Origin of the sequence: Demequina sp. TMPB413, from assembly GCF_020447105.2 — a bacterium.
Taxonomy (GTDB): Bacteria; Actinomycetota; Actinomycetes; order Actinomycetales; family Demequinaceae; genus Demequina.
Window position 1 is genome coordinate 1,918,560 of the sequence record NZ_CP096184.1, and the last position, 24,797, is coordinate 1,943,356.

General features: G+C 65.0%; 24 protein-coding genes and 1 tRNA gene. 8 read left to right on the forward strand and 17 right to left on the reverse strand.

The window, feature by feature from the left end:
* Positions 1-14: 14 nt before the first annotated feature.
* From LGT36_RS09220 to LGT36_RS09230, 3 genes are all read right to left on the reverse strand, one after another.
* Positions 15-1,550: a signal peptidase I gene (locus LGT36_RS09220; RefSeq protein ID WP_226095801.1), complete on the reverse strand. Its 1,536-nt coding sequence runs from the start codon at positions 1,548-1,550 to the stop codon at positions 15-17.
* A 35-nt stretch (positions 1,551-1,585) separates the two neighbouring features.
* Positions 1,586-1,999: a hypothetical protein gene (locus LGT36_RS09225; protein ID WP_226095802.1), complete on the reverse strand. Its 414-nt coding sequence runs from the start codon at positions 1,997-1,999 to the stop codon at positions 1,586-1,588.
* A 337-nt stretch (positions 2,000-2,336) separates the two neighbouring features.
* Positions 2,337-3,365: a LacI family DNA-binding transcriptional regulator gene (locus LGT36_RS09230; protein ID WP_226264589.1), complete on the reverse strand. Its 1,029-nt coding sequence runs from the start codon at positions 3,363-3,365 to the stop codon at positions 2,337-2,339.
* A 268-nt stretch (positions 3,366-3,633) separates the two neighbouring features.
* On the opposite strand from LGT36_RS09230, the gene LGT36_RS09235 reads away from it, so the two are divergent.
* Genes LGT36_RS09235 through LGT36_RS09250 form a run of 4 tightly spaced genes read left to right on the forward strand, consistent with a single transcriptional unit; the run spans position 3,634 to position 7,812 of the window.
* A complete protein-coding gene (locus LGT36_RS09235) occupies positions 3,634-4,638 on the forward strand; it encodes a glycosyl hydrolase family 32 (RefSeq protein ID WP_226095246.1) in 1,005 nt (334 codons plus the stop codon).
* Positions 4,635-5,954 (forward strand): extracellular solute-binding protein, encoded by a 1,320-nt coding sequence (locus LGT36_RS09240; RefSeq protein WP_226095245.1) that lies wholly within the window; start codon positions 4,635-4,637, stop codon positions 5,952-5,954. Before LGT36_RS09235 ends, LGT36_RS09240 begins: the two co-directional genes overlap by 4 nt.
* Before the next feature lie 56 nt (positions 5,955-6,010).
* Positions 6,011-6,946, forward strand: a complete 936-nt coding sequence (locus LGT36_RS09245; protein WP_226095244.1) for a carbohydrate ABC transporter permease — start codon at positions 6,011-6,013, stop codon at positions 6,944-6,946.
* A 5-nt stretch (positions 6,947-6,951) separates the two neighbouring features.
* A complete protein-coding gene (locus LGT36_RS09250) occupies positions 6,952-7,812 on the forward strand; it encodes a carbohydrate ABC transporter permease (protein WP_226095243.1) in 861 nt (286 codons plus the stop codon).
* A 58-nt stretch (positions 7,813-7,870) separates the two neighbouring features.
* On the opposite strand, the gene LGT36_RS09255 is transcribed toward LGT36_RS09250, so the two are convergent.
* The 5 genes from LGT36_RS09255 to LGT36_RS09275 form a co-directional block, all read right to left on the reverse strand.
* Positions 7,871-7,943, reverse strand: a tRNA-Thr gene (locus LGT36_RS09255).
* Positions 7,944-7,988: 45 nt separating this feature from the next.
* The gene (locus LGT36_RS09260) at positions 7,989-8,795 is read right to left on the reverse strand and encodes a thioredoxin domain-containing protein (protein ID WP_226095242.1); all 807 of its coding nucleotides are present in this window, start codon (positions 8,793-8,795) and stop codon (positions 7,989-7,991) included.
* A 28-nt stretch (positions 8,796-8,823) separates the two neighbouring features.
* Positions 8,824-9,627, reverse strand: a complete 804-nt coding sequence (locus LGT36_RS09265; RefSeq protein ID WP_226095241.1) for a thioredoxin domain-containing protein — start codon at positions 9,625-9,627, stop codon at positions 8,824-8,826.
* A gap of 11 nt (positions 9,628-9,638) precedes the next feature.
* Positions 9,639-10,172: a MauE/DoxX family redox-associated membrane protein gene (locus LGT36_RS09270; RefSeq protein WP_226264590.1), complete on the reverse strand. Its 534-nt coding sequence runs from the start codon at positions 10,170-10,172 to the stop codon at positions 9,639-9,641.
* A gap of 76 nt (positions 10,173-10,248) precedes the next feature.
* Positions 10,249-11,862, reverse strand: a complete 1,614-nt coding sequence (locus tag LGT36_RS09275) for a serine/threonine-protein kinase (protein ID WP_226264591.1) — start codon at positions 11,860-11,862, stop codon at positions 10,249-10,251.
* Positions 11,863-12,042: 180 nt separating this feature from the next.
* Here LGT36_RS09275 and LGT36_RS09280 point away from each other — a divergent pair, with 180 nt between their 5' ends.
* The 3 genes from LGT36_RS09280 (at position 12,043) to LGT36_RS09290 (ending at position 15,613) form a co-directional block, all read left to right on the forward strand.
* Positions 12,043-13,203, forward strand: a complete 1,161-nt coding sequence (locus LGT36_RS09280; protein WP_226094737.1) for an ABC transporter ATP-binding protein — start codon at positions 12,043-12,045, stop codon at positions 13,201-13,203.
* Between the two features lie 96 nt (positions 13,204-13,299).
* Complete coding sequence (locus LGT36_RS09285; protein ID WP_226095068.1) at positions 13,300-14,745, forward strand: DUF4032 domain-containing protein; 1,446 nt, start codon at positions 13,300-13,302, stop codon at positions 14,743-14,745.
* Between the two features lie 4 nt (positions 14,746-14,749).
* The gene (locus LGT36_RS09290) at positions 14,750-15,613 is read left to right on the forward strand and encodes an HAD hydrolase family protein (RefSeq protein WP_226095069.1); all 864 of its coding nucleotides are present in this window, start codon (positions 14,750-14,752) and stop codon (positions 15,611-15,613) included.
* Positions 15,614-15,637: 24 nt separating this feature from the next.
* Here LGT36_RS09290 and rlmB read toward each other — a convergent pair whose 3' ends face one another.
* The 5 genes from rlmB to LGT36_RS09315 all read right to left on the reverse strand — a co-directional run bounded on the left by rlmB (position 15,638) and on the right by LGT36_RS09315 (position 19,815).
* The gene (gene rlmB, locus LGT36_RS09295) at positions 15,638-16,591 is read right to left on the reverse strand and encodes a 23S rRNA (guanosine(2251)-2'-O)-methyltransferase RlmB (protein ID WP_226095070.1); all 954 of its coding nucleotides are present in this window, start codon (positions 16,589-16,591) and stop codon (positions 15,638-15,640) included.
* Positions 16,591-18,012: a cysteine--tRNA ligase gene (gene cysS, locus LGT36_RS09300; protein WP_226095071.1), complete on the reverse strand. Its 1,422-nt coding sequence runs from the start codon at positions 18,010-18,012 to the stop codon at positions 16,591-16,593. The genes rlmB and cysS overlap by 1 nt, the downstream gene beginning before the upstream one ends.
* A 191-nt stretch (positions 18,013-18,203) precedes the next feature.
* A complete protein-coding gene (ispF, locus tag LGT36_RS09305; protein WP_226095072.1) occupies positions 18,204-18,671 on the reverse strand; it encodes a 2-C-methyl-D-erythritol 2,4-cyclodiphosphate synthase in 468 nt (155 codons plus the stop codon).
* Positions 18,668-19,336, reverse strand: a complete 669-nt coding sequence (gene ispD / locus LGT36_RS09310) for a 2-C-methyl-D-erythritol 4-phosphate cytidylyltransferase (RefSeq protein ID WP_226096159.1) — start codon at positions 19,334-19,336, stop codon at positions 18,668-18,670. The genes ispF and ispD overlap by 4 nt, the downstream gene beginning before the upstream one ends.
* Positions 19,333-19,815 (reverse strand): CarD family transcriptional regulator, encoded by a 483-nt coding sequence (locus LGT36_RS09315; RefSeq protein WP_226096160.1) that lies wholly within the window; start codon positions 19,813-19,815, stop codon positions 19,333-19,335. The genes ispD and LGT36_RS09315 overlap by 4 nt, the downstream gene beginning before the upstream one ends.
* 170 nt (positions 19,816-19,985) lie before the next feature.
* Between LGT36_RS09315 and LGT36_RS09320 the strand changes: the two genes are divergently transcribed.
* Complete coding sequence (locus LGT36_RS09320) at positions 19,986-20,465, forward strand: hypothetical protein (RefSeq protein WP_226096161.1); 480 nt, start codon at positions 19,986-19,988, stop codon at positions 20,463-20,465.
* A 301-nt stretch (positions 20,466-20,766) separates the two neighbouring features.
* On the opposite strand, the gene pstB is transcribed toward LGT36_RS09320, so the two are convergent.
* The 4 genes from pstB to pstS form a co-directional block, all read right to left on the reverse strand.
* Positions 20,767-21,546 (reverse strand): phosphate ABC transporter ATP-binding protein PstB, encoded by a 780-nt coding sequence (gene pstB, locus LGT36_RS09325; RefSeq protein ID WP_226096162.1) that lies wholly within the window; start codon positions 21,544-21,546, stop codon positions 20,767-20,769.
* An 11-nt stretch (positions 21,547-21,557) separates the two neighbouring features.
* A complete protein-coding gene (pstA, locus tag LGT36_RS09330; protein WP_226096163.1) occupies positions 21,558-22,526 on the reverse strand; it encodes a phosphate ABC transporter permease PstA in 969 nt (322 codons plus the stop codon).
* Positions 22,526-23,530, reverse strand: coding sequence for a phosphate ABC transporter permease subunit PstC (pstC, locus tag LGT36_RS09335; protein ID WP_226096164.1), 1,005 nt, complete (start codon positions 23,528-23,530; stop codon positions 22,526-22,528). The genes pstA and pstC overlap by 1 nt, the downstream gene beginning before the upstream one ends.
* A 91-nt stretch (positions 23,531-23,621) precedes the next feature.
* Entirely contained in the window at positions 23,622-24,743 is a 1,122-nt protein-coding gene (pstS, locus tag LGT36_RS09340) for a phosphate ABC transporter substrate-binding protein PstS (RefSeq protein ID WP_370634322.1), read from the reverse strand.
* Between the last annotated feature and the right edge of the window lie 54 nt (positions 24,744-24,797).

Here is a 24,797-nt window from a genome sequence, read left to right on the forward strand (position 1 = left end):
CCGCGGCACGACCCTCAGCTACACACCTGAGCGGCGCCGCTCGACCATGGGAACGCGTTCGGCTGTGTCGTCATTTGGAAGTACAAGGTCCACGAGCCGTTGTTGGTGTTCCTGTTGAACTCAACGATGGGCAGTTGAGAGCACTGGTACGCAGGGCTCGGCAGCGTCGCAATCCGGAAGTCGCCGTTGCCGTTGATCGACGCGGGCGTCCAGCCAGGGAACGGGTAGCGCGACAAGTCGAGAGTCACGCGTGCATCTGAGTGAGACGAGGTCACGGTCATCGACACATTCGCCCATTCATACCCGCCTGAGCTCCACGTCGTGATGCTCGGGGTGGACACGGTGCAGGTCCCACCCTTGGGTACGTTGCCGCCATTGTTCACGGGTACACAGAACACCGACGGGGTCGAGACAGGCGGAACCCAGGTAGCAACGAACACCCAGCCGTCGATCTTCACAATCGCTGATGCAACCGCGCTGCCCGTGTACGGAACCGACGTCGCAAAGACGGTGCTGGCTGAGGTCGACGTGACGGCGCCAGACGCCAACAGCGCTCCCGTCGACGAGTACAGATAGACCTGTGCCGATTCCCCGATGCATGGCGCCGCGAAGCCGGTCACTTGCACCGCCGAGTAGGAGCCCCCGGACGGCGTGCCGCTCGGGGAAGCACTCAGCGCTTGGCTTGCACAGATGGAGTACTCCATCGAAGCCGTGTTGCCTGAGGTGACGACCGCCAGTTGAGAAGCAGAAGCGATCGACGGGCCAAACACCGCCACGAGTCCTAGCACCGCGACGACGCCTGCGCCGCGGAGATATGCGGGAGCGGCGAGGCGCGGCGAGCCAACAGCGTGACGGGGCGCGCGACGTGCGTGCGTCGCCAGGGCGAAGGCGGCAACTACTGTGCGCGCAACGGAAGCAGCCATGCGCGCGAGGGCCGCCTCGGTGCCTTCCACCACGCGGTCAAGCAGATCGGGTTCCTCTTCCGATTCAGAATCACCGTCGGTGCTGTCTCGGTTCTTACGATCATCGTCTTCGTCATCGTCGTCGTCGCAGTCATCGCCCGTGTACCAGAGCATGAGCACCATTGCTGCGAGCAAAACGAAGGCCCACACCATGGGGTTGAGGAGGAGAACCGTGACGCGCCCGAAGTTCGAGTAATGGAGCAATACGACGCCCTTGACCTCCTCGCCCCGCGGCGTAAAGGGGTCGACGAAGTCGTTGTTATCGCCTTGCATCTGCCAGCCCTCGTCGGCGTTGCCGCCAATGATGCGGTGGACGACCTGAGACCCTCCGAGTCCCTCAGGCGCGTAGATGATGATGTCGCCGACGCTCGGCTCCATGTCACGTGCAATAACCAGGTCGCCATCGAAGTACGTGGGCTCCATCGATCGCCCTGACACGATGACGATTGACGTCGCTCCTCCGAGCTGTGTGGGCCAGAGGAACCATGCGTCGATCGCAACGACGAGCCAGATCAGCACTGATCCGATCAATGACAGATACCGGCGAGTGGTCCACTCGCCGGTATCAAGCCATTGTCGAATCTTCACGTCGCTCGCTCGCTACGTCCTTTGCGCGGTCGTTCTTAGTAGATCGCGACGTCGATCGAGCCGAGCGTCGTGGTCAGGTCGACCGTCGAGATGCTGACAGTGACGGTGGAGGTCGTTGCAGGCGCAACGGGGGCAACTACGGTCACGGTGTCCGAGACGATGCTTGCCGGCGAGTCGTCGCTCAGCGTGTACTCGAGAGTGTTGCCAACACAGCCAGCGTCAATGTCGCTGATCACCAGGTTGGTGTACTTGCCCGTCGGAAGGTCGTACGTGTAGTCGATCGTGACTGCATCGTCGCAAGCCGCCGCGAAGGTGTTCGTGCCGACGGCAATGTTGTCGTCGTTGACGTTCAGCGTCAGCTGCGATGCGGATGCAACGCTGAGGCCGGCAACGCCCATGATGCCGAGTGCGACAGCGAGTGCCTTACGTGAGTTCTTCTTCTTCGCCATGATGTGTGGCTTTCCTTTCGTAGTGCGAACAGGACGCGCCCCCTTCCGAGCGCGCCCCGCAACGCGGGTCATGGATTCCCATCGACAGAGTCATCGGTGTGATATTTCCGACACTTGAGAGGCACAAATGCCCCACATATGACGTCGATGCCTCAGATTGTGAGATATGTCACACAGGTGTGTTGCGCGGGCAAGCATGTGGAATTGTCCACATCTGCCGTACGCACACCGAGCAGAGGGCGTCCGGCACTAGCGCGCGAACGCGGCGAGGCACTGGAGAATCCTACGCGTGTAGCATCCGTCACACGCACCCCCCAGTTGTGGGGGAGGTGGTCGACTACGTCGGCAGGCCGCGGACCGACCCGCGATGCATGACGGGCATGGGGATGAGGTGCTCCTGCGGCTGGGTGGCGTTCGTCAGGATCAGTTGGGCGGCAAGCCCGCCCATCGTCTCGTAGGGAAGCGCAGCAGTGGTGAGCCCTGGTCGCACGAACTGCGCGAACTCGTCGTCGTCAAAAGAGACAACAGAGACGTCGTGGCCCACGCGAAGACCTCGCTCGAGCATCGCCTGATAGGCACCGAAAGCCAAGCGGTCGTTCATCGCGATAATGGCATCGAACCTCTCGCCGCGGTCAATGAGGTTCGCGATCGCTTCGTACCCCGGCTCCGGCTCCCAGACGGAGAGCGGAAGTTGGGCAGAGAGCTGCACACGGTGCTCCTCCACCGTTTGCGCAATGCCTGCAGTGCGCCGCCGCACCGTCAAAGTGTCCACCCAGTCTGGCGGTGCGCCAATGTCCCGTCCGAGCACGACGATGCGCTCACGGATTCCTGCGTCCGCCAACACGCCCGCGATCGCCCTGCCCGCTTCGAACTCGTCGGGCAGAACACAAGCGTCCCCCGCCGCCGACGTCGCATTGAGCATGACGAAGGGGACAGGAATCGAGCGGTCCGGCAAGTCGAGCTCCCTCGCGCGGGACGCCGCGAAGATGATGCCGTCAACCGACCTGTCGAGGAAGGAATCGAGCGCCTCGGCAGCCGTGGCGATATCGGTGCCCGTCTCGGCGATGTGAAGGATGTGATCGCGGGAGTGCGCCTCGCGCAAGGCGCCGAGGATCAGGGCGCTGGCCCACGGTCGCGTGGTGACCGAGTCCGAGATCAAGCCGATGGTGGCGGAGCGGGACGTGAGCAGAGTCCTGGCCGCCAAGTTGGGCCGGTAGCCGAGGTCCCGCGCCGCGATCCTCACGCGTTCTCGTGCCGCAGGAGAGATGCGAATGCCTGGCCTGTCGTTGAGAACGAGCGAGGCGGCGCTGATTGACAGGCCTGCTCGCGCCGCTACATCCGCGAGCGTGACTCTCTTGTCAGCCACCCGTCACCTCCCTGACTCACTCTTAGTCTATCGGCCACGGAGGGCTCACCTGCGGGAGGTAAAGCGATACACCTGACCTGATCAATCGTTACATCACCGTGATCTAGCGCGGTTGCCAACGACCGCAGGCGGTGCTCTACTGAGTTTGGTAAACCGATTGACCGGACGACGACGTCGGGAAGAGTGGCCGCGTCTGCCGGACTAATGAGGAGTCGCGACGTGGAAAAACCGTGCAGCCCATCAGTGCCTCGACGACGGCTGGAGCGTCATGCTCTCCGTTGACGGCCGGTGGGTCTGGGACTTCTGGATTGCCGACGACGGCGACCAGTATCACCTCTACTACTTGAACGCGCCGGACTCCCTTCATGGCGAAGATCTCCGCCACCGACACGCGAGGATCGATCACGCTGTGTCGACCGATCTCGTCAGCTGGTCCGTGCGCGGCAACGTCTTGTCGGCCTCTGGTGGCGATCACGACGACGCCACCGCCTGCTGGACCGGCTGCGTGGTGTCACATGAAGGCCGCTGGACGATGTTCTACACGGGCAGTCGATTCCCGGACGAGGCTCGCCCTGGCGCGAACGTCGAGACAATCCTTGCGGCGAGTTCGGCCGACTTGGACACGTGGCGGCGTCGCGAACAGATTGTCGTGCGCGCCGATGCTCGCTGGTACGAACTGCTGCACGCTTCCGAGTGGCGCGAAGAGGCATGGCGAGACCCGTGGGTTGAGTACGACGGCGAACGATGGGTCATGTACGTCACTGCGCGCGCCAACCACGGCGCTGTCGATGACCGCGGCGTCATCGGCTTCGCGGTGTCGGAAGACCTGGAGACGTGGGACGTGCAGCCGCCGCTCAGCCAGCCGGGCTCTGGTTTCTCCCACCTTGAGGTTCCACAAATCGTGCAGGTTGAAGGCCAATGGGTGTTGGTGTTCTCGTGTCCCACGTCGGCGCTTTCGAGCGCGCGCAAAGACGCAGGCCACCGCGGCGGGATTTGGAGCCTGCCGGTCGATGGACCGGGCCTTCCCTGCGATACGTCGGCAGCGAGACTCCTGCACGACGAGTCGCTCTACTCGGGCCGCGTGGTGTTCGACAGGCGACATCGGCCACAACTCCTCGGGTTCCATGCCGGCTCGGGAGAGGACTTCGTCGGCGCGATCAGCGACCCATTGCCACTGACCTTGACGAGCGATGGCTACCTAGCCATCGGATCAGATCTTGGGTTCACCCGCATTGAGGGCGGAACCAAGCCACACAAGGAGGAATCATCATGAAACACCGCAGGATGACGGGCGCCAGCGTTGTCGCAGTCACAGGCGCCGCAATGCTGCTCGCCTCATGCAGTTCGGGCGGCGGCGGGACATCGGAGGCCGGCGACGGCACCGGCGATATCGAGGTCTGGGCCCACCAGGGCAAGGACAGCGAATTTGCTGCCCTCCAAGACGCCGTTGCGAATTTCAACGCGTCGCAATCGGACATCAAGGTCAACCTCACGCTGGTTCCAGAGGCGGACTACACCACCACCATTCAGTCCACCTCTGCCGACGACCTACCAGACGTCCTCGAGCTCGACGGCCCGACGTTGGCAAGCTTCGTGTACGACGCCAAGGTCTCGCCGATCGGCGACTACGTGTCGCAAGAGACGATCGACAACGCGACCGTCGGCAACGTGAACCAGGGAACAGTTGACGACACTCTCTACGCTCTTGCGCAGTTCAACTCTGGCCTGGGCCTGTGCGCCAACGGCGCGATGCTCGACGAGGCAGGGGTGAGTTATCCCGACTCAATCGACAGCGCGTGGACGGCCGACGAGTTCCTCTCAGCACTCGAGACCTTGGCGGCAGCGAACGACTCTGGCTACGCGCTCGACATCAAGGAGAACTATGGGCTGGGCGGCGAGTGGGGAACGTATGCGTTCTCGCCACTCCTGCAGTCGGCAGGAGGAAACCTGATTGCCGACAACAAGGCCTCCGGCGTGATCGACAGCCCCGAGTCCGTCGCGGCGTTGGAGGCCTTCCAGAGTTGGATGCCCTACGTCGACCCCGACGAAGACGACGCTGCTCTCGTTGAGGGGCGAGTAGCGATCAGCTGGTGCGGGCACTGGCTCTACCCCGGATATAGCGAAGCGCTGGGCGACGATCTCGTGATCCTGCCGCTGCCAGACATGGGCACCGGCACCAAGAGTGGCGCCGGCTCGTGGACGTGGGGCATGGGTTCCACCACTGACCAGGGGGCCGCGGCTGGTGCCTTCCTTGACTACCTGCTCAATGACGAGAACGTGAAAGCCATGACGACGGCCAACGGCGCGCCGCCGGCAACCGAATCAGCCTTGGCTGCGGACGCTCTCTACAGCCCAGGCGGACCGCTCGAACTGTGGGGGCAGCAACTGGAGGCCGGCTGCAACGCGGACTCGATCACGAGCGATTGCGTCACCGTGTTGCGACCCCTCACGGCTGGTTACCCGGTCATCACGTCGGAGTTCGCCTCAGCCCTCGCGGCGATCGCAACGGGCGATGACGTCCAGTCCGCACTCACCGACGCGGCTACCGCGATCGATCAGTCGTTCTCGGACAACAACGACTACGAGTAGACCGAGCACAATGTCCGCAGCGGGCCCCACCGCCCGCTGCGGACATTGGAGAGGCAATGATGTCGAACTCCACTCTTGAAGGTCCCAAGAAGCGTCGACTTCCCTGGAGCAAGCGCGAGCTCCCCGGCGTCGCGATGGCGGCGCCCGGAATCGTCGGGCTCATCGTCTTTGTCGCCGCCCCGTTCTTGGTGGCCGTCTTCTTGTCCTTCCACAACGCGCAACTGAACTCGCCGCGCTCCCCCAACTTCATCGGTATCACTCAGTTCACGCGGCTCTTTGACGACGCCGAGTTCTGGCGGGCGCTCGGCAACAACGTCACGTTCGCCGCCGTCGTCATTCCTGTGCAAACGGCGATCGCGCTCGGGCTCGCGATGCTCGTCAACCAACGTCTCAAAGGGATCTCGATCTTTCGCGCCCTGTTCTTCTTACCGGTCATCTTCCCCATGGCGCTCGTCGCAGTGATCTGGCGACTCATCCTCGCCCGTTCCGAGGGCGGCATCCTCAACTCGATCGTGGACGTCATCACGTTCGGCAGGGTGGAAGCCCAAGACTGGCTAGGAAACCCGACCACGGCGCTCCCCTCCATCATCTTGTTGTCCATCTGGCAAGGGGTCGGATTCCAGATGATCATCCTGCTTGCCGGGCTCCAAGAGATTCCGCAAGAACGCTACGAAGCGGCACAACTTGACCGGGCCAACCGCTGGCAGCAGTTTCTGTATGTGACGCTTCCTGGGCTCCGCAACACCCTGATCTTCGTGGTGCTGCTCACGTCAATTCTCGCGTTCAGGGTGTACGACCAGGTCTACATCCTCATCACGTCCGGCGGAGCAAACGAGGCCGCCACCCAAACGGTGCTCTACCAGGCGACGACGAGCGTCTTCGACCAAAACAACTTGGGGCGCGCATCCGCCATCACGGTCGTGTTCTTCGCCATCGTGCTGGGGATCACCATCCTTCAACGGCGTCTGATCAGGCAAGAGAGCGAGGCGTGAACCCCATGACCACCACCCGCAAACGCAGCCTTCGCACGTCCCGGTGGCGTACGGCGCGCAGCTACGTCATCCTCACCGTTCTTGCGGCCGTGTATGTCGCGCCTGCGTACTACCTTCTCGTCGGATCCTTCAAGCCAACGGCCGACGTCCTCGGTGGGTTGAGAGGATTCGTGCCGGAGAACTTGAGCTTCGACAATTACCGTTCCGTCTTCGACTCGCTCGCCTCGGACAGCACAGGGTACTTCTGGCGATTCATGGCGAACTCGATCGTCATTTCGGCGGCGGTCGTCGTCGTGGGTTTGGTCATCAACTCGATGGCCGCTTACGCGTTCGCCAGGCTCTCGTGGCGCGGTCGCGACAAGGCCTTCCTCATCGTGGTCGCCCTCGTGATCGTTCCTTTCGAGGCTGTGGCGATCCCGCTGCTCTTCATGCTCAACGACATGCGCAATTCCCTGCTCGTCCAGATCCTCCCGTTCTTCGCGAACGCGTTCTCGATCTACCTGTTCTATACGTTCTTCCTTGGGCTCAGCAAGGACGTTGAAGAGGCCGCAAGACTGGACGGCCTCGGCTCCTTCGGGACCTTCGTGCGCATCGCGGTCCCCTCCGCCAAGCCAGTGTTCGCCACCGTCGCGATCCTGACCTTCCTCACCACGTGGGGTCAGTACTTGTGGCCCTCGCTGGTGGTCTCCGATCCCACCTACCGGCCACTCCCGCTTGAGCTCAGCGTCTTCTCTGGCCAGATGCCGGTCGACTGGGGCGAGGTGCTCGCGTTCGGGGCGCTACTCGTGTTGCCCGTGCTGGTGTTCTTCGTGGCGTTCCAGCGCTTCTTTGTGCAGAGCCTCGCGTCGTCGGCCGTCAAGGGATAGGCAAGCTGGACTGTGACGTCACACCACGGTGGCGTCACAGAACAGTGACGTCATACAGAGCTGGCAGCGGGACTCGAACCCGCAACCGCCCGATTACAAGTCGGGTGCGCTACCAATTGCGCCATGCCAGCGTGCATGCGAGTGCACCAGAAAAGGGTACCCGGGTCGTGGCCGACTTACTCCCCGCCGTCCGCGTCACGGATGGCTTGCTCGAAGGCACCTTCGACTGTCCAGTTCAAGTCGCCGGGGTTGTCGCGAGGGTTCTGCATCTCACCGTTGATCGCGATCGTGGGGGTGAACAGCAGGCCATCTTCGCGAGCGGTCTCGGTCGACACCCGTACCCACGACTCGTACTCGTGGTCGGGGATGCGTGCGACCACCACGTCGGCAACGCCCACCTGGCTGGCGATCGCCTGGATCTGCTCATCGGTGAGGCCCTCGGTGCCTTCGGCAGGCTGATTGACGAACATTGCTTCCATGAACGCCAGGAACTCAGTCGGCGACTCGGCCCCGACAAGCGCGGCGGCGGACGCGGCACGAGTCGAGTACTTGGTGCCAAGAGAGGTGCGGTCGAGCGTCGCAATCGGGTGGTAGTACACGTCAAGGATGCCCTCGGCGCGAAGCTCGCTCATCGTCTCGCTGTGCATCTGCTCGAAGCCTCCGCACGCGGGGCAGATGAAGTCGAAGTAGACGTCAAGACGCACGCGCGAAGGGTCGACATCCTGGCCAACGACGCCCTCCGCCCCCACGGGGATGCCGCCATTGTCGCTCGCCACCGCTAGGTCGAGCTGTCCTTCGCCGCCCACCTCGCTCACATCGCCCTGCCGGACGATGTACGCGATCAGCGCAACGAACAGAGCGACCACCACCAGGCCCGCGACACTCCACCCCACCGCTCGCCTGCGCGATTGCGCCCGCGCTTGGGCTAGCGCCGCGCGCTTCGCCTCCGCTACCGCCGACGATGCCCCTGTGGACTTGGCCATGGTTCCCCCCTCTCGACCCGCTGGGCCGCTACTCGTTCGCTGCTTCTTGAACGGCGCTCAGCAGGGCGCCGGGTTCGGTCCAGTTCAGATCATCGGGGTTGGCGCGCGGGTCCTGCATCTCGCCGTTGATGGCGATGGAGGGCGTGCCCTTCATGCCGTCGATGCTTGCCTGCTCGGTGGCGCTGCGCACCCATGCGGCGTAGGCGTGGTCGGGGATCTTCGCCACCACGTCGTCTGGCACTCCCGCAACGCGCGCGATCTCTTGGATCTCCGCGTCGGTCAAGCCGGTGGTGTTCTCCGCAGGCTGGTTGAGGAACATCGCCTCGACAAAGTTCAAGAAGTTCTCTGGTGACTCCTGAGCGATGAGCGCCGCGGCCGAGGCGGAACGCGTCGAGAACTCGGTGTCCTGCGAATATCGGTCAAGAATCGAGATTGGGTGGTAGTAGACGTCCGCAGTGCCGTCCTCGCGCAACTGCTCCAACACTGGACCCTGCGACTCTTCAAAGACACCACAGATGGGGCACATGAAGTCGAGGTAGACGTCGACCTGCACGCGGCTGTCGTCCAGTTCCTCGCCGACGACGCCGCTGGTGCCGATCGGGAATCCACCGTTCTCCGTGGCGACGGCTGGCGTCAACTGATCGCCCGAACCGACGTCGGCCACTTGCCCCTGACGCACGACATACGAGACCAAGGCGGCGAACAGCGCCACCACGACAACGCCGACGACGACCCAAATCAGCGCCGTACGGCGCTCCTGGGCGCGCACTTGCGCTTGCGCCTTCTTCTTGGCGTCGGCGACCTTGTCAGATCCCTGGACGTTCTTTGCCATGCGGAGACTCCTTATTCGGGTCGGCTCGTGGCGACCAGCGGCTCGCCGCGCATCCACGCGTCGAGCGAGAGGGGTGTACGGGGAAACACAAGCAGGAAAACGCCGAGCGCAATGAATCCCGCGCGCTCGAGCATGTGGCCAGGGTAGTCGGTCGTGCCCTCGGCGATGTCGCCGCCGCCGCCGAAGCATCCACAGTCGATGCTGTAGCCCTGTGACCACGCCCACGCGACGCCAAACGTGAAGGCGGCCATCATCACGAGCCATGCGACCGACGCAAGACGCGTGAAGACGCCAACGATCAGCACGAGCGCGAGCACCAGTTCCAGGTATGGCAGTGCGGTGCCCACGAACGGCACGACGGCTTCCGGCAGGAGGCGGTAGGCCCGCACGGCGCGCACGGACTCGTCTGGCTCCATCATCTTGGGTAGGGCCGCCGCCACCAAGATGCCAGCCATCGCGAGCCGGACCACCAAGCTGATCCACGGCTGGACGAGTCGCCATCGCTGTGTTGATGCGGTGCGCTCGTCCGTCGCGGTTTCTGACATCACGTTCTCCTTGTTCGTCGGCTCAACGCGCTGCATGGCATGCGAGTTTCCTCTCACACCGCAACAGACCGCACCGTCAACCCATGACTTGCGGGATTTGCGGGAATGGCCACCACCAAGGATCGGCGCCCACGTAGACGGCAACCACGAATGACCCTGTCACGATCAGCGCAACAACAATCCAGGCCGCACTTACTCCCGTCGTCGGCGCAAGCGCTTCTGCCACGCGGTAGGCGCCCTCTCGGGTCCGCCATGACCACAAGCCCCACCACAGGGCGCCCACGAACGCGAGCGCGCCGATCGCCAGTGCGATGGCATGGCCCCAGGCCTGCGCGTCGGCGCCTTCTGGTGCGGCTGCGCCGCTCGACACCAGCCACCACCCGAGCGCACCGATCCCGACACCGATCACGAGGGCCGCGATCAACGAGGGCAGCATTTCGACGAATGCCCTGAGAACATGCCACGGAACCCCGACGGTATGAAGGAGCGCGTCCATGCGCCGCTCGCCCCGCCTCGCGCGCGCCTGCCGTATCGCTTCGGAGCGCTGGAACACGGTCCGAGCGATCAAGGCGGCCAACGTGATGATGGCCGCGGTCACGATGGGCGCGAGCATCGCCCCCGCCGACGCGGCCACCGCCCACGCGACCACCAAGACGGGGCGGCGTGGCGAGAGTTCTACGTCTTCAACCACCTCGTCAGAGGGCGACAGGAGGAACTGATCGAAATCCTCCCCTGAACCGTCCTCCAACGTCTGAGTGTCGTCCCAGCTACCGTCACCGTCGGCCCCGCCGTCAGCGTCGTCGCCTTGCCAGCCGACGTCGACCGGAAGGACCGCTGTGCCGCCAGGGGCGTCGTCCGCGCTGTGCATCACCGTCGTCGCTGGCACGGCCTCACGCGGTAGCACCGTCGTCGCTCCGCGCAAGGCGGCGATCACGTCTCTCATGCCTGGGCGGGCGTCGAGATCGCGATCAAGGGCGGCGGCGAGCGCGTGGGCACCCTGGATTTCGGGAACCTTCCACTTGCCCTGCAAGGTGCGGCGAATCGCCGAGTTGCCCGTGCCAAACGGAGCCTCGCCGGTCATGGCGTAGGCGACCGTCGCCGCCCACGACCAGCGATCGGCGACGATGCCGGGTTCGACTCCGTCGATCACCTCAGGCGCCACGTAACCGGAGGTGCCGCTCACAAGGCCCTCCCTGGTGAGGCGGTCGTCGTCCTCCCGGTGTGACAAGCCAAAGTCGATCAGCACGGCTCCTGCGGGAGACATCATCACGTTGGACGGCGTGACGTCGCGGTGCACCAACCCTGCGGCGTGAGCGGCCTCGAGCGCTCCGGCGATCCGCTCCGCACAAAAAGCGAGGTCTTCACCCACGAGCGGTCCGCGTTCGGCCACCTCTGCCGCGAGGCTCTCGCCCTCGATGAACTCGAACACCACGAACGTCTCGTCCTCTTCGAGTTCGGCGTCTCGCACGCGCGGCACCGCCGGGTGGCGGATCGCCATAAGGGCCCGGACCTCGCGACGCAATCGCTCGGCGGCGACCTCGTCGTGCTGAGCATCGACCCGCTTCAGCGCCGCCGGATTGCCTGCGCCGTCGCGCACCAAATAGACCTCGCCGGAGCCTCCAGCGCCCAGTTGACGCTCCACGACGTATCCGCCGATGCTCACACCTGGGTCGAGTGCGCGGCGGGCCATGGCATCACGTTACCGCTGCCACGCTCGCACGCACAGAATCTCGGTCCCCAGTCCCGGCCCAGTTGTGGCACCATAAGAGGGCCGCCGCACTGATGCGTCGGCAAGTGTCAGTGTGGACACCGCACAGGCGCTCTTCACAACGGATCGTCCGGCACGTACCTGCCGGTGAAGGGACCAGCAATGGCAACCGTGACCTATGACAAGGCCACCAGGATTTATCCAGGCACCGACCGCCCCGCGGTCGACCAGTTGGACATCGACATCGCCGACGGAGAATTTCTCGTTCTCGTCGGCCCCTCCGGTTGCGGAAAGTCAACCTCACTGCGCATGCTCGCAGGCCTTGAGGACATTGACGAAGGCGCCATTTGGGTGGGCGACCGCGATGTGACGAACGTGCAGCCGAAGGACCGCGACATCGCCATGGTGTTCCAGTCCTACGCCCTGTACCCCCACATGACCGTGGCGGAGAACATGGGCTTCGCGCTCAAGATCGCCAAGGTCGACAAGGCCGAGATCCGCCAGCGCGTCGAAGCAGCCGCCAAGATCCTCGACCTCGTCGAGTACCTTGACCGCAAGCCGAAGGCCCTCTCCGGTGGTCAGCGCCAGCGTGTTGCCATGGGTCGCGCCATCGTGCGTCAGCCCCAGGTGTTCCTCATGGACGAGCCGCTGTCGAACCTTGACGCCAAGCTGCGTGTCCAGACCCGTACCCAGATCGCCGCTCTCCAGCGTCGCCTTGGCGTCACGACCGTGTACGTCACGCACGACCAGGTCGAGGCCCTCACCATGGGCGACAGGATCGCCGTGATGAAGGACGGCGTGCTCCAGCAGGTGGGCACGCCGCGCGACATGTACGACACCCCCGCCAACGTGTTCGTTGCCGGCTTCATCGGCTCCCCCGCCATGAACATCGGCACGTACCAGGTGTTCGACGGTGCCGCACAGGTGGGCCGCGGCAAGGTTCCGCTCAGCCGCGACGTGCTCGCTGGCCTCAAGGACGAAGACAAGAACCACGTGGTGCTTGGCTTCCGTCCCGAGTCCCTCGACCGCTCGGCCCCGAACGCCGAGGGCGCCATCCCCGTCGAGGTCGACGTGGTGGAAGAGCTCGGATCGGACGCCTTCGTCTACGGCTCAGTGCCGAACGAGTTCGGTGACAGCAAGGACATCCACTTCGCAGCGGGCGACTCGCAGATGGTCGTGCGCATCGACCCCCGCGACGTTCCCAAGAAGGGTGACACCATCTGGGTCACCATTCGCGAGGGCGAGCAGCACACGTTCTCCGCAGCTTCCGGCGCACGCCTGAGCAGCGGCGGCGTGACCACCAAGGCTTCGCCTAAGAAGTAATTCACGACTCACGCCGAGGGGCGGTCCGGTTCTCCGGGCCGCCCCTTTGCGCGCCCGGGGGGTAGTGGCACCCTCGACACCCCCTACCCTTGAGGTATGCCATTGCGCATCACAGGTACAGCCGACGCGTCGCTGATCAATCTTCCGTGGTCCATTCCGCTCACGGTCTGGCCAGAAGACCGCATTGCCGCATTGCCTCGCGGCCTGTCGCGTCACGTCGTCCGGTTTGTGCGTTACGGCGACGGGGTCCTGGCCATCAAGGAGACCAATCCCGAGATCGCTCAGCGCGAGTTCTCGATGCTCAGCGAATTGCGCCGCATGGGAGCCCCTTGCGTCAGGCCCATCGCCGTGGTGGCAGGCCGGGTCGATGGCGCGGGCAACGAGCTCTCTGCCGCCCTCGTGACAGAGCATCTCGCGTTTTCCTTGCCCTACCGAGCCCTCTTCAGCCAGGGCCTTCGCAAGTCCACCGTCAAGCGGCTCATCAACGCGCTGTCGGTGCTGCTGGTGCGGCTCCACCTCAACGGCTTCTACTGGGGCGACGTGTCCCTCTCGAACGCGCTCTTTCGCCGTGACGCTTCGGAGTTCTCCGCATACCTCGTGGATGCCGAGACGGGCGACATGCATGACCACCTCACCGATGGCCAGCGAGACTACGACCTCGAGATTGCCGTCACGAACATCACGGGTGAGTTGCTCGATCTCCAAGCAAGCGAGGACCTCGACGAGGCGATCGATCCTTTCGAGATCGGTGAGCGGATCCGCAAGCGCTACATGGACCTGTGGAGCGCTCTGACGGAGACGGAGACGATCGAGGCCAACGTGCCTTACGAAGTGTCGCAACGCGTCAGGGCACTCAACGACATGGGCTTCGACGTGGGCGAGATCGACATGGAGCAGACGTCCGACGGCACGGCCGTGCGGATCCGTCCCAAAGTGGTGGACGCTGGCCACCACTCGCGCAGGCTCTTGCGCCTCACGGGGCTCGACGTGCAGGAGAACCAGGCCAGACGCTTGCTCAACGACGTCGACGAGTTCAGCACCATTCACGCGGACGAATACGCGAGCTACCGTGCCGATGACCTCGACACGGAGACCTTTGCCGCCCATAGATGGCTGACCCACATCTTCGAGCCCACCGTCAAGGCCGTCCCTCGCGACCTGCGTGGAAAGCTCGAGCCAGCGCAGATCTTCCACGAGATCATGGAACATCGCTGGTATCTTGCCGAATCCGCAGGCCACGACGTACCGATGCCGGTGGCCACAGCGTCGTACGTCAAGAACGTGCTGCCCACCAAGGCCGACGAAAAGGCCGTCCTCGGTCGCTCCCTCGCCGAGATGACCGCCGAACTGCCTGCGCTCACCGCTGAGGTGGGCACCGTGTATGGCGAGACGCGAGACGCCTACGAAAATGACAACACCCACGGTTGGGGCCGCATGCCTGAACCTGACGACGCGGAGCCTCCGGCAGTGCGGCGCGCCAGCACGCGAATCCCCGTGACCGCCAAACCCAACCCGCACCGAGCACCCGACCCTGACGAGTAGCCGCGTGACTCTGTCCTCATACGGCGGCACATCCGCGCGCCGCGCGATCTTCCTTGACTTCGATGGCACCTATGCCCACCACGGCGAGGTGCCTCCTGCCCACGCCGACGCCGTCGCCGCCGCGCGCTCGAACGGTCACCTCGTCTTCTTGTGCACTGGACGCCCCCTCTCCCTCGTCCCCCGGCACGTGCTGGACTCCGGCTTCGACGGCTTCATCGCCACGGCCGGCGCCTACGTCGAATACGAGGGAGAGGTGCTGCTCGACCTGCGTTTCTCAGCTGAGCTCACCGCGAGGGCGCTGCACCACCTGGACGCGAGCGGAGCCATGTTCATCATGGAGACGCCCGTGACCACGTTCACCAGGCAAGGGGTCGTCGACGCCATGACCGAGCACGCCCTCGCACTCTCCAATCGTGACGCCGCACGCGGAATCCGTGGCATTCTCGATGCGCTCACCGTGCAGTCGGACTTGAGCGCCATCCGGCCGTCGAAGGTGACGTCCTTCGCTGGACCTGTCCTCCTGAGTGAAATTGGCGCTCGCATCGGGCCGGAAGTGGACGTCATTCCTGCCTCGCTCGACGATCTCGGGGAGGGCGCTGGGGAGATGTTCCTCGCCGGCGTCAATAAGGCCACCGGGATTGAAGCGGTGATCGCTCACCTTGGCCTTCACCGGGCCGACGTTGTCGCGTGCGGGGATGGCCCCAACGATCTGGAGATGCTTCAGTTCGCCGGCACGTCAGTGGCGATTGCGGGGTCCGCCCCTGCGCTGCTCGCAGCCGCCGACCTCGTGGCCGCCGGGCCCGGTGAGGCTGGCTTGGTCGATGCCTTCGTGACGCTCGGCCTGATCGAGCAAGCCAAGGCGTCCTAGAGCGCCGGGCGGGGCCCGCCGGAGTCAGCGCTGAAGCGCCCGCGACGCCTCGTACAGCGCGATTGAGGCGGCGACGGACGCGTTGAGGCTCTCGGTAGCACCAGAGATCGGGATGGAAGCCACCTGGTCGCACGTCTCCCGCACCAGTCGCGACAGTCCCGCGCCCTCTGCCCCCACCACGATCACCAGCGGACCGTCGAGCAGGTTCGACTCCGCCAGTTCGACATCCCCGTCCGCGTCGAGGCCCAGGACAAAGAGCCCTGCCTTCTTGTAGTCCTCGAGCGCACGGACCAGGTTGGTGGCGCGGGCGACAGGAAGACGCGCGGCGGCACCCGCGGAGACCTTCCACGCCGCCACTGTCACTCCCGCGGCCCGGCGCTCGGGAATGACAGCGCCGTTGGCCCCGAAGGCGGCCGCGGAACGCAGGATGGCGCCAAGGTTGCGCGGGTCCTGGATGCCGTCGAGAGCGATCAGCCTGATGGGGCTCGGCGCCTCGAGCAGGTCGCCTGGCTGCAGATACTCGTAGGGAGCCACCTCGAGCGCGACGCCTTGGTGAGGGCTGCCGTCGGCGATCCGATCCAGTACCGGCTTGCTGACCTCCCGCACCTCGATCTCGCGCTCGACCGCCTTGGAGACAATCTCGGTGATGCGGTCGTCGGCGTCCACACGCTCAAAGACGAGCAGCACGTTCGCGGGAAGCCCTGCGCGCAATGCCTCGAGCACCGAGTTGCGGCCGATGATGACGTCGTCCGCCTTGGAGGTCCTGTCGCGCGGGCCGCCACCTCGAGCGCCCGCCCGCTTCTCCGCACCAGCGACAGAAGCCTGCTTGGCCTTGTACGCCTTGTGATACGGGCGATCCTCGGCCCTCGGCGTCGGCCCCTTGCCTTCAAGAGCCTTGCGCCCCTTGCCACCGGTGCCGATGCTGGGGCCCTTCTTGATTCTGCGGGTAGCGCCTGGACGCTTCTGGTTGCCTGCCATCAGTTCTCCTCCGCGAGCGACCAGCGCACGCCTTCTGCCGAGTCTTCGAGCACGATACCCGCCGCTGCGAGCCTGTCCCTGATGGCGTCGGCCGTCGCCCAATCCTTGGTGGCACGAGCGGTTGCCCTGGCCTCAACGTCGGCGTGCACCAAGGTGTCAAGCGCACGCATCGCCGTCGATGTTGTCGTATCCGAGCCGGCCCACATGTCCGAGGCGGGGTCGAGCCCGAGAGTATCGAGCATCGCGCGCACGTCCAACAGGGCGGCCGCGAGCGCGTTCGTGTCGCCTGCCGTCGCCGCGGCATTTCCCGCGCGCACCGTCTCGTGGACGTGAGCGAGGGCGCGCGGCACTGCCAGGTCGTCGTTCATGGCCTCAACGAAGGGCTCTGGCAACGCTGCCTGACGCACCTCGTCGAAAGATGGCGAACCAACCCGTTCAGAGGCCCTCTTCACAAAGCCTGCCAACCGCGCCCAGGTGGCCGTCGCATCGTCCATGGTGGCGTCCGAGTACTCGAGCATCGACCGGTAGTGGACTTGGGCGAGCGCGAGCCGCAAAGCAGGCGCCGGGTAGCGCGCGAGCACTTCACCGACGAGTGCGCCGTTGCCAAGCGACTTGGACATCTTGGCGCCTGACTGGGTCACCCATGCCGCGTGCATCCACAACTGAGCAAAGCCGTATCCGGCTGCTCTGGATTGGGCCTGCTCGTTCTCGTGGTGAGGGAAGCGCAAGTCGAGCCCGCCGCCGTGGATGTCGAAAGTGTCGCCGAGGAAGCGTCGCGCCATCGCCGAGCACTCGATGTGCCAGCCGGGACGCCCTGGTCCCCACGGCGAGTCCCACGACGCGCTCTCGGGCTCCGTTGGCTTGCGCGCCTTCCACAAGGCAAAATCGCGCGGGTCGCGCTTGTCCTCTGGGGGCGCGTCCGGCGCCGCCGTGAGATCGTCGAGTCCCTGGTTGGTCAGCGAGCCATAGTCGGCGAACGCATGCACGTCGAAGTAGACGGAGCCATCCTTCTCGTACGCGTGGCCGAGATCAATCAGTCGCGCAATGAGCGCGAGAATCTCAGGGATGTGCCCCGTCGCACGCGGCTCAGCAGCTGGCGGCAGGACGCCGACGGCCGCGTAGGCGGCCTGAAACTCGCGCTCGAAGCGCAGTGCCCACGCCCACCATTCGGCGCCGGCTTCGGCCGCCTTCGTGAGTGTCTTGTCGTCAATGTCCGTGACGTTGCGCACGAGCGTGACGGTCAGCCCAGACCGCTCAAGCCAGCGCTGCAAGACGTCCATCGCCACCGCGCTGCGAAGGTGACCAACGTGAGGACTTGACTGCACCGTCGGCCCGCACAAGTAGATGCCCACGTGGCCAGGCACGACGGGGACAAGGTCGCGCTCCTCACGGGTAGCGGTATCAAACAGGCGCACAGTCACGAGTGCAAGGCTACCGGTCAAGTCGCCACGCGACTCCGCTGCCGCCCGCTGGCGGACATCCGCCGGACAGTGCGAACCGTTTCCATGCCGACGCGCCGGGCTCGCGTGCCCGCGCGGTCGAGCATGCGGCGTGCCGCGCGCCAGAACGGTTCGGAGCGTCGTGAGGCACCGGGCGGCGGGTTTGGCCGACGCTAGGCCCGGGTGACGAGCGCCGTCGCGATCGCCGCCAGCCCCTCGCCGCGACCGGTGAGGCCAAGGCCGTCAGTGGTGGTTGCCGACACGCTCACAGGGGCGCCGACGGCGGTGGACAGCGCCGCTTCTGCCTCCGCCCTGCGTGGGCCGAGCTTGGGACGGTTGCCGATCACTTGGACGGCCACATTGGAGATCTGAAAGCCGGCCGCGCGCACCCGGCTCGCGGTCTCGGTCAAGAGCGTTGCGCCCGAAGCGCCAGCCCACTCCGGCCTGTCGGTGCCAAAGTTTGACCCGAGGTCGCCGAGACCAGCCGCGGACAGCAGCGCGTCGCAGGCCGCGTGCGCCGCAACGTCGCCATCGGAGTGCCCCGCCAGTGCCGTCTCTTCTGGCCAGGACAGACCGGCCAGATGCAGGCCCTTGTGGTTAGCGAACGCGTGGGTGTCGGTGCCGATCCCTGTGCGCATCATGCCGTGATCCTCAACTGTGCAGCCGCGAGGTCCGCTGGATAGGTGATCTTGGACCCGAGAACATCGCCCTCGACTGTCGCAAGCCGGAAGCCATATCGCAACGCAAGCGCGCCATCGTCGGTGGCCTCAACACCGTCCGCCTGCGCTCGCTCGTGCGACTCGCGAAGGACGCTCAGGAGAAGGGCCTGAGGAGTTTGGACTGCCCCGAGGCTCTGCCGGTCAAGGTAACTCACCTCGCCGCCGACGCCCGTGACGATCGTGTCGACCACCGGGAGCACGGGAATGACCGCGTCGCACGTCTCGAGCGCGTCGAGTAGTCGGCCAAACACGGCCACCGGCATGAAGGGCCTGGCCGCGTCGTGAACGAGCACGGCGTCTCCGCCTCCGAGGTCGGCGAGCGCGTCCAGCCCGCGAGCGACGGAGGCTTGCCTGGTGCCGCCACCCACGACTACCTCGACGCGCGCCGCAACCCCCGCTACGGCGTCGACGAAATCAGCAACGGCGTCGGCCGGGGCCGTCACCACGATGCGTTCGCACACCGTGGCAAGAGCAGACGCCGCCCATGTCACCAGCGGGGTTCCACCGACCGTCACAAGGCCTTTGGGAATGTCGCGGGCAAGTCGGGAGCCGCTCCCTGCGGCCGTCAGGACGGCCGCCGTTGTCACGACGCGAGGACCGCGTCGAGCCGAGTCTCTGCAGTGGGCTCGTCACACTTCTCGGCGAGAGCCAACTCGCTGACGAGGATCTGGCGCGCCTTGGAAAGCATGCGCTTCTCGCCTGCACTCAGGCCCTTGTCCGTGTCGCGACGCGACAAGTCGCGGACTACCTCGGCCACGCGAATGACGTCGCCGGAAGCGAGCTTCTCCACGTTGGCCTTGTAGCGACGCGACCAGTTGGTCGGCTCTTCGATGTAGGGCTCCTTGAGGACTGCGAAAACCTTCAGCAGTCCCGCCTGGTCGACCACATCGCGGACGCCCACGAGGTCAACGTTCTCTGCGGGGACCTCGATGGTGAGGTCGCCTTGTGCCACTCTCAACTTGAGGTACATCTTTTCTTCGCCCCGAATGGTGCGCTTCTTGATGTCCTCGATGAGGGCCGCACCATGGTGCGGGTAGACGACTGTCTCGCCAACGACGAAGTTCATGTGTTTTCGTTTCCCCTTCGATCCGAGGGCCTAGTCTACCACCGCGAACAAGTGCTATACAGGTCGGTTACGGAATGGGGTCGCAACGACACGCCGTCAGGGCCGTCGCCCGCTCCCGGTATCCTGATAATCGTCCCCTCCCGCGAATGTCCCCCGCGAAAGGAAATCTCGTGCACTCACGCGCGAAGGTTGCAGCCGTCGCCCTCGGCGCCGCGCTCGTACTCAGTTCCTGCTCCCTTACCTCGAGCGTCACCACGTCGCTGGAGTACGACCCTTCTGACGGCACCTCCGTGGCCGTAGGCGACGTGCGAGCGCTCAACATCACGCTCATCACGACAGCTGAGGGCGAGCCTGGCGCCGTCATCGGCGCGCTCTACAACGCCCATCTGACAGAAGAGGCCACCGTCACCCTGGAAATCGGCGGCACGGAGGAGACGTACGACATCCCGCCGATGGTGGGCATTCAACTGGGTGTCGGCGAGGGCACCGAGGAGTTCGTCACGACGGCGCCCACCAACCCCGGGCTGTTCGGCACCTACACGGTCACCGTCGAGGGTGAAGGGGCAGCGACGGGCGCGCTCCCCGTCATGGACGGCACTCTTCCGCAGTACGCCGACGTGCTCGAGGAGTTGGAAGCCTCCGCCTCCTAGTGCGAGTGGCCGGGAGGTCGCGGGGCCGACTAGCCGGCCGCCGAGGGTCGGGAGGCCCGGCCGCCGAAGGCCGAGAGGCCGAGAGGCCGAGAGGCCGAGCGCAGCAGCTGTCGGTTTGGCGGCCGAACAGTTCTGACCGCGCGAGGGGCCGACGCGCCGCCCCTAGCGCATGTAGACCGCGTGCCGCATCCGCCGACGGTCAGAAGTGTTCAGGGATGCCGCACCGTGTCGCCACGCGACGGCGCTGACCACTCGAGACGCAGCTCCGGCGCGATCCAACGCACCGGTGCGCCCGCAGGGTTCAACCGAAGCGGCCGGAGATGTAGTCCTCTGTCGCCTTCTCTGACGGCGCAGAGAAGATGGTGGTGGTGTCGTTCATCTCGATGAGCTTGCCGGGCTTGCCCGTACCGGCAATGTTGAAGAACGCCGTCTTCTCACTCACGCGCGCAGCCTGTTGCATGTTGTGCGTCACGATGACGATCGTGTAGTTGGCCTTGAGCTCCTGGATGAGGTCCTCGATCGCGAGGGTCGAGATCGGGTCAAGCGCCGAGCAAGGCTCGTCCATCAACACCACGTCAGGCTTGATCGCGATCGCGCGGGCAATGCATAGGCGCTGCTGCTGACCGCCCGACAGCGACGAACCAGGCTTGTCTAGGCGGTCCTTGACCTCGTCCCACAAGTTGGAGCCGCGCAGCGACTGCTCCACGAGGTCCTCCGTGTCCGACTTGGACATCCGCTTGTTGTTGAGCTTGACGCCAGCCACCACGTTCTCGGCGATCGACATGGTGGGGAACGGGTTGGGTCGCTGGAAGACCATGCCGACGTGGCGGCGCACGGCCACGGGGTCGACAGCCGAGTCGTAGAGGTTCACCCCGTCCATCAGGACCTCGCCCTCGACGCGGGCGCCAGGAATCACCTCGTGCATCCGGTTGAGGGTGCGCAAGAAGGTCGACTTGCCGCAGCCCGATGGGCCGATGAACGCCGTCACCGAGTTGGGCTCGATCGCGAGCGAGACATCTTCGACAGCAAGGAAGCTGCTGTAGTAGACGTTCAGGTTGTTGACGTCAATGCGCTTGGCCACGTGGGATTCCTTTACCGACCGGTTTTGGGCGAGAAGTACTTGGAGATGAGGCGCGCAATGAGGTTGAGCGCCATGACGATGAGGATGAGGACGAGGGCGGCAGCCCACGCGCGGTACTCGGTGATCTCTGGCACGCAGGCAACGGAGGGGTCGTTGCACGGTTGGTCGCCCTTGCGCCATTCGGCCACGATGTACACGGGAAGCGTCATCATGCGACCGTCAAAGAGATTCAGGTTGTACGCATCCGTGACGCCGACCGCAATGAGCAACGGCGCAGTCTCGCCAATCACTCGCGCGATCGACAGGGTGATACCCGTCGTGATGCCAGCGGCCGCTGTGCGAATGACGACCTTGATGATCGTCAGCCAGCGGGGCACACCCAAGGCGTACGACGCCTCACGCAGTTCGTTGGGGACCAGCTTGAGCATCTCCTCTGTGGCGCGCACGACGACGGGAATCATGAGTACCGACAACGCGACGGCGCCCACGATGCCGAGCTTCGTTCCGGGGCCGACGATGATGGCGAACATCGCGTAGGCGAACAGACCGGCGACGATCGAGGGGATACCCGTCATGACGTCCACGAAGAACGTCACGGCGTTCTTGAGCCAGCCCTTGCCGTACTCGACGAGGTACACGGCCGTCAGCAGGCCGATCGGTACTGAGATGACCGTTGCGGCGAGCGTGATCGCAAGAGTGCCGAATACAGCGTGGTAGATGCCCCCCTCCGGCATGCCACCGAACACCCCTCGCATGGACTGGTTGAGGAACTCGAGGTTGAAGGTGGAGTCTCCATTGGAGTCCACCATGAAGCGGTCCATGCCACGCGTGACCACGGTGACCGACAGCCACACGAGCGGGATGAGCGCGACGGCAAAGGCGCCGTAGATCAACACAGTCATGCCGACGTTGGTCCACTTGCGGCGCTGCGACAGTTCGCCAAGCGGCGACGACGACGACGTCATGGTCTGGGTGGCCATCAGTTAGCTCCAGAGAATTCGGATCGCTGAGCGACCACCCAGCGGGCGGCCATGTTGACGAGCAGCGTGATGATGAACAGTGCCAGGCCCATGGCGATCAGGGCGGAGACGCCCGACGAGTTCGCCTCGGGGAACTGCAGTGCGATGAACGAAGCGATCGTGTTGTGCTCGCCAGCTTGCAAGATGTTGAACGAGTAACTGAGACCCGGAGAGATGATCATGTAGACGGCCATGGTCTCCCCTAGCGCCCGGCCAAGGCCCAGCATGGTGGCGCCAATAACGCCAGAGCGGCCGAAGGGGAACACCGCCATCTTGATCATCTCCCACCGGGTCGCACCCATCGCGAGCGCCGCCTCCTCATGCAAGGTGGGCGTCTGGAGGAACACTTCGCGGGAGACGGCGGTGATGATCGGCAGGATCATGATGGCCAGAACGATGCCGGCGGACATGGCCACGCGGCCGGTGCCTGACACGGTGCCGTCTTCGGCGGCCGCAAACAGCGGAATCCATCCCAGCACCTCAGAGAGGAACTGGTAGAAGGGCTGAAGCACGGGAATGAGGACGATCGCGCCCCACAACCCGTAGACCACCGACGGGATCGCCGCGAGGAGGTCGATCAGGTAGCCCAGCCCTGCGGCGAGCTTTCGCGGCGCATAGTGCGAGATGAAGAGCGCGATTCCCACCGACAGCGGCGTAGCAATCAGCAGGGCGATGGTCGAGATGATGACGGTTCCGAAGACCAAGAAGCCGATGATCTCGATGAGCGACTCACCGGTCTCAGGCTTGATCCACTGAACCCTGTCAGCCACGTCACCAGCGGTGTCAGTGAGCGCTGGCCACGCCTCCACCAAGAGGAAGGTCGCTACGGCCGCCAACACGACCAGAATCAATGACGCTGACGTGCCGGACAGCCCGAGGAAGACCTTGTCGGCTGCCGACTCCTTGCGGGCGGTGAGCGCAGGCTGGTCGTCAGCGACGACGGCACGGTGCTGAGTGGTTGTCACTCGGTATCGCTCCCTGTGATGTGGAAAGGTCCGGTGGCGGCGCACCCCGAGCGGGATGCGCCCACCACCGAACCTATACCGACGTGACTAGTTAGCCGGCCGCAATCTCGTCGAGAATCGCGGTGATGTCGCTCGACAGCTGAGCCGAGATCGGCGAGGAGCCTGCCGCCGAGGCGGACTGCTGCTGACCGGCGTCGGAAGCGACGTACTTCAGGAACGACGTCACGAGCGCGCGCTCGTCGGCGTCGTCGTACTGCTGGCACAGGATGTGGTACGACACCAGCACGAGCGGGTAGGCACCCGACGCCGTGGTGGTGCGGTCCAGCTTGTAGGCCAGGTCGTTCTCGCCGTTGGCACCTTCTGCGAGCGGCGAAGCGTCGACGACGGCGGCGGCGGCTTCGGCCGAGAACGGCACCCACTCCTCGCCCACACCGAGCGCAACGGTTCCGAGGTCACCGGCACGCGAGGCGTCGGCGTAACCAATGGCACCCTCGGTGTCCTGAACGATCTGCACCACGGCAGAGGTGCCTGGACCAGACTCGCCCAGCGCGTTCGGCCAGTCGCCCGACTTCTCGTAGGGCCACGAGGTCGAGGCCTTCGCGAGGTAATCCGTGAAGTTGGACGTGGTGCCCGACTCGTCGGCACGGTGCACCATGGTGATCGTGGTCGAGGGCAGTTCGATGTCGGGGTTGATCTCGACGAGCGCCGGGTCGTTCCACGCCGTGATCTTGCCGTCGAAGATCTGCGCGATGACGTCGGCCGTCATGTTGATGCTGTCGATGCCGGGAAGGTTGAAGATCACGGCGATCGGGGAGATGTACATGGGCAGGTGGATGGCACCGGCGTCGGCGTCGCAACGATCGACAGCGAGGGCGTACTCCTCCTCGTCCATGAGCGAGTCGGACCCGGCGAACGACGTGGCGCCGTCAAGGAACTGGGTGCGTCCGCCGCCAGAGCCGACGGGGTCGTAGTTGACGATCACGTCCGGGTAGTCGGCGGTGAAGCCAGCGCGCCAGGCCTCCATGGCCGACTCCTGCGAAGAGGCGCCCGCTCCGTTGAGCGTGCCTGCCAGGTCAGCCATGGCCTCGGTGGTGGTCGCGCCGCTGGTCTCAGGCGAGGTCTCTTCGTCCTCGTTGGACGGCCCACAGGCCGCAAGCAGCAGGGAGAGCGCGGCCACAGAGGCGACGGCTCCCGAGCGAAGTGCGATGTTCACAGAGATTCCTTACGTGTTGACACTTCCCGGCGTTTGCCGGTCACCCCCCACGTT